At 44.7% G+C, this 3,987-nt stretch carries 3 protein-coding genes; all 3 read left to right on the plus strand.

All coding sequences use genetic code 11. The annotated features are described in order from the left end of the window. Positions 1-149 precede the first annotated feature (149 nt). The 3 genes from OQ5_RS0110460 (at position 150) to OQ5_RS0110470 (ending at position 3,581) form a co-directional block, all read left to right on the plus strand. Entirely contained in the window at positions 150-1,382 is a 1,233-nt protein-coding gene (locus tag OQ5_RS0110460; protein ID WP_016777449.1) for a transaldolase family protein, read from the plus strand. Positions 1,383-1,486: 104 nt separating this feature from the next. Beyond that, positions 1,487-1,954, plus strand: coding sequence for a DoxX family membrane protein (locus OQ5_RS0110465; RefSeq protein WP_016777450.1), 468 nt, complete (start codon positions 1,487-1,489; stop codon positions 1,952-1,954). A 124-nt stretch (positions 1,955-2,078) separates the two neighbouring features. After that, positions 2,079-3,581, plus strand: a complete 1,503-nt coding sequence (locus OQ5_RS0110470; RefSeq protein ID WP_016777451.1) for a Gfo/Idh/MocA family oxidoreductase — start codon at positions 2,079-2,081, stop codon at positions 3,579-3,581. The last annotated feature ends 406 nt before the right edge of the window (positions 3,582-3,987 follow it).

Genomic DNA, 3,987 nt, shown 5'->3' on the forward strand with positions numbered 1-3,987 from the left:
CAAGCACAAGCAACCAGCAACCAGCAACAAGCACCCAGCACCCAGCACCCAGCAACCAGCAACCAGCACCCAGCACCCAGCCCCCGGCATCATCAAAACTTGTTATTCAATAAATAGTTGATTAAATTAGTGCATAAAAACTTCAAAATATGGCTACACAAAATATTCCCGAACAACTTATACCGGAACTACTGGAAAGATTTAAAGATGAACCTGTTGCAAATCCTTCGCAGCCCCTGTTTAAATCGTGCAGGGAAACGGGTAGCGAAATCTGGCTTGACACCGGTGATATGGAGGCGGTGGATCGTTTGATCACCCCCGAGGTAAGTGCATTAACTACCAACAATACGTTGCTTAACAAGGAGGTACAGAAGGGAATTTATGATGGTCTGATAAAAGATATCGCACATCGCTTTGATGCGTTGCCTCCTGAAAAGCGTATTATAGAGATGGCTTTTTTACTTAACGCCTTGCACGGACTCCGGTTGGTAAAACGATACGGAGGCAGGGTAAGTGTGGAGCTTCATACCGATGTGGCTCACGACGTTGACGGTATTCTTCATTACGGTCAACGGTTTCATAATATAGAGCCTGAGCATTTCCTGATTAAAGTGCCGTTGACCCCTTCAGGCCTTTTGGGAGCCCGAAAACTTCATGAAAAAGGCATACCTGTTAATTTTACACTGCTTTTCAGTGCCCGTCAAAATATGTTGGTAACGCTTCTGGCACGCCCCGCTTTTTCCAATGTTTTTTTGGGACGTATTGGCGCCTATATGAAACAAAATCACCTGGGAGAAGCCGAAGGTCCGGGTGAGAAAACCGTTCATCGTACTCAGCGGTGCATGAATACTTTAAGAGAAGAAACAGGAGCAACTACCAGACTCATTGCTGCCAGTATCAGGGACTATAATCAATTGCCACTGTTGTGCGGCATTGATGTCCTGACCATACCACCCAAGGTGGCCGGGGATGCCATCGAAAAACTGAAGGGGCCTTACCAACCTATGACCGACCATGATTTTAAGATTGTCTACGAGCCCGGTGTTGCCACCTCTGAAATACAGATTGATAAGCTGTGGCATGTCACGGAAACAGAGAAACGGGTTTTCCATGAACTGGCCGGCAATATACCGGATGACGCGTGGGAACTCGTCGACTACCTTCGAGAAGCCGGTATTCCCGACATATTTCCCCATATTACTCCAATGGAAGAGCTCTACATAGCCGACGACGGAAAGATTCCGAAACACGAAAGATGGGCCGATGCTATTTCAAAGGGTGAAACCGCTATTGATACCTTGCTGAATCTTGCAGGACTGGCCGCTTTCACCAAAGACCAGAAAGAGCTGGACGACCGAATTACAGGGCTGATCGGGAAGTAGAAACAAGGTGTCTGCGATTCTTTTTTCGACAAAATTCCTCTCATATTCTGTTTTTTTCAATTGGAAAAGATATTTTTGTCAGGGAAAAGACAAAATAATCTGAAATGGAATTAAAAAATAGTAAGGAAGCTGTTCCCTTGTTTCTGCTTCGCACAGCTATCGGTTGGCTTTTTCTGCACGAAGGATTATACAAACTCGTTACTCCCGGGTGGACGGCCCAATATTATCTGGCACAGTCGGAAGGCCCTCTTCAGGGGGTCTTTCAGTGGATAATAAATAGTGAGTTTCTGACCTCCGTATCCAATCATGGCGTTGTTTTTTTACTGATTATTACCGGTGTATTATTGATGCTCGGTCTGTTTGAACGAATAGCTTCAGTGGCCGGGATGGTGTTGCTGGTGTTTTTTTATCTCTCGTATCCACCGTTTGGCGATCTCAGTGATGTATTGGCCGAAGGCAATTATCTGGTTGTGGATAAAAACCTGATAATGTTTCTGGCCCTATGGGTGGTTTGGCAGTTCCGTCCGGGACAGTTTTTGGGTCTTAACCGGTTTATTTGTAGTAAGCTCTGAAGTGGATGGTCAAAAGTTTTTGATGCCCCAGAGTGTGGACAAAAGCAGAAGAATTAAATCTTGCTGAAATAGTTATTATTCAGCTTATTTCCCAAAATCCGCAAGGAATTCAACGATTTATTTTATGAACAGACGAGATTTATTAAAAGGATTGGCAGGAGTACCTGTTCTTGGCGCATACGGTTACCTTTTTGCCCGAAAAACTGTAGCAGAGAAAGGCAGGGAAGCCAGTGCATTTCAAAAGTTTATTCAGTCAAAAATAATGCCTTCCACCTCAAAGATTTCCGGCCATTCGGATGGGCAGAAAGTGCGCATTGGACTGGTTGGCTTCGGTATCAGAGGAAAGCAGCTGATGAAATCTATGGGGTTTATGACGCCTGAGGATATTGACGCTATGTCTGAGAGGGCACGTAAGATTTTCCTCGATCAGCCCGATTTAAATATTGAAATCACAGGTGTTTGCGATTTGTACCGGCCGCGATTGAAAGAAGCAGCACGAGCTGCTGCTAACATTGAAAGAAAAGGAGTTGCCGGTTTTACTGAACGACCGGTGAAACAGTACGGCCATTTCCGTGATCTGGTAGCAGCGCCCGACGTGGATGCTGTGGTTATAGCAACAAGTGATCACTGGCACGGACCTGTATCTGTGGCTGCAGCCAATGCCGGAAAGCATGTTTACTGCGAGAAAGCGCTTACCCATAAGCTGGAAGATGTTTTTAAAGTTAGAGATGCGGTGAAATCGAACCGGGTGGTTTTTCAGTTGGGGCATCAGAACCGTCAATCCGAGAGCAATGTGATGGCAGCAAAAGTGGTACAGGCGGGATTGTTGGGCAACATCAATCTTGTTGAAACAACTACCAACCGGAATTCGCCCAATGGCGCCTGGGTCTATAATATTCCTGAAGAAGCCGGCCCACACAATGTCGATTGGAATAATTTTTTGAGAGATACCAATACGCCATTTAATAAAGAGCATTTTTTCAGATGGCGTCTCTTCTGGGATTACGGAACCGGCTTGAATGGCGACCTGATGACGCACGAATTCGACAGTATCAACCAAATGTTGAAAATGGGTATTCCTGAGATTGTAACGACTACAGGGGGCATTTACCATTGGAAAGACAGCCGTGAAGTACCCGATGTGCAACAAACCGTGATGGAATATCCCTCGCGTCATTTTTCTCTGCTCTACTCTGCCTCTCTGGCCAGTAGCATGTATCGGCCAAAGAAAGTAATGGGTGATGAAGCATCCATTGAGGTTGGCGGTACTCTTAAAATGTTTGTCGACCCTGGTTCTCACATGTATGAGGATTACATCATGAACGAAGATGTGGTACCCAATCAGCCTATCGGTCTTACCAACGATATGCAGGCTCAGGTGGATGCTATTAGCTCGGCTACGGAAAAATATTTTGCTTCAAGGGGGCTTTTGTATACATCGCAAGGGGGAAGAATTATTGATACCGCCCACCTGCACCTTGCTGAATGGCTGAATGGGATACGTACAGGTGCTTCCGTCAGCTGTGGTATTGACCAGGCATTTGAAGAAGGAATTACTGCAATGATGGCTACCATAGCTTACCGCGAAGGCAGAGTTGTCCGTTGGGATGGAGAGAAGGTGGTATAATAGGTCATTAGGTCATTAGGTCATTAGGTTAATAGGCGAGTAGGTCAGTAGGTTGAGGTTGATTTTCAATTACCAATTTTCAATTACCAATTACCAATTACCAATTACCAATTACCAGTGATCAATTACCAGTGATCAATTACCAATTATCAATTACCAGTGATCAATTACCAATTATCAATTACCAATGATCAATTACCAATGATCAATGAACCAATGAACCAATTGACCAATTGACCAATGACGAATTCTTACAAGCAAGCTAACCGGAAACCCGGAACAAGAAACTTTTTTGGGGGCAGGTAAAGACGCACGGCCGTGCATCTCAACAAGCCTTAACTCAAAACACAAAACTCAAAAAATACACCATATAAGACATATAAGAACACAAAAGATAAAGTTGCTT

Source organism: Anaerophaga thermohalophila str. Valhall, from assembly GCF_000250735.1.
GTDB classification, from domain to species: domain Bacteria; phylum Bacteroidota; class Bacteroidia; order Bacteroidales; family Marinilabiliaceae; genus Anaerophaga; species Anaerophaga thermohalophila_A.

Bases quoted from the DNA above. Each gene is read 5' to 3' on its own strand.
- OQ5_RS0110470 (WP_016777451.1), top strand. From the start codon at position 2,079: ATGAACAGACGAGATTTATTAAAAGGATTGGCAGGAGTACCTGTTCTT.
- OQ5_RS0110465 (WP_016777450.1), top strand. From the start codon at position 1,487: ATGGAATTAAAAAATAGTAAGGAAGCTGTTCCCTTGTTTCTGCTTCGC.
- OQ5_RS0110460 (WP_016777449.1), top strand. From the start codon at position 150: ATGGCTACACAAAATATTCCCGAACAACTTATACCGGAACTACTGGAA.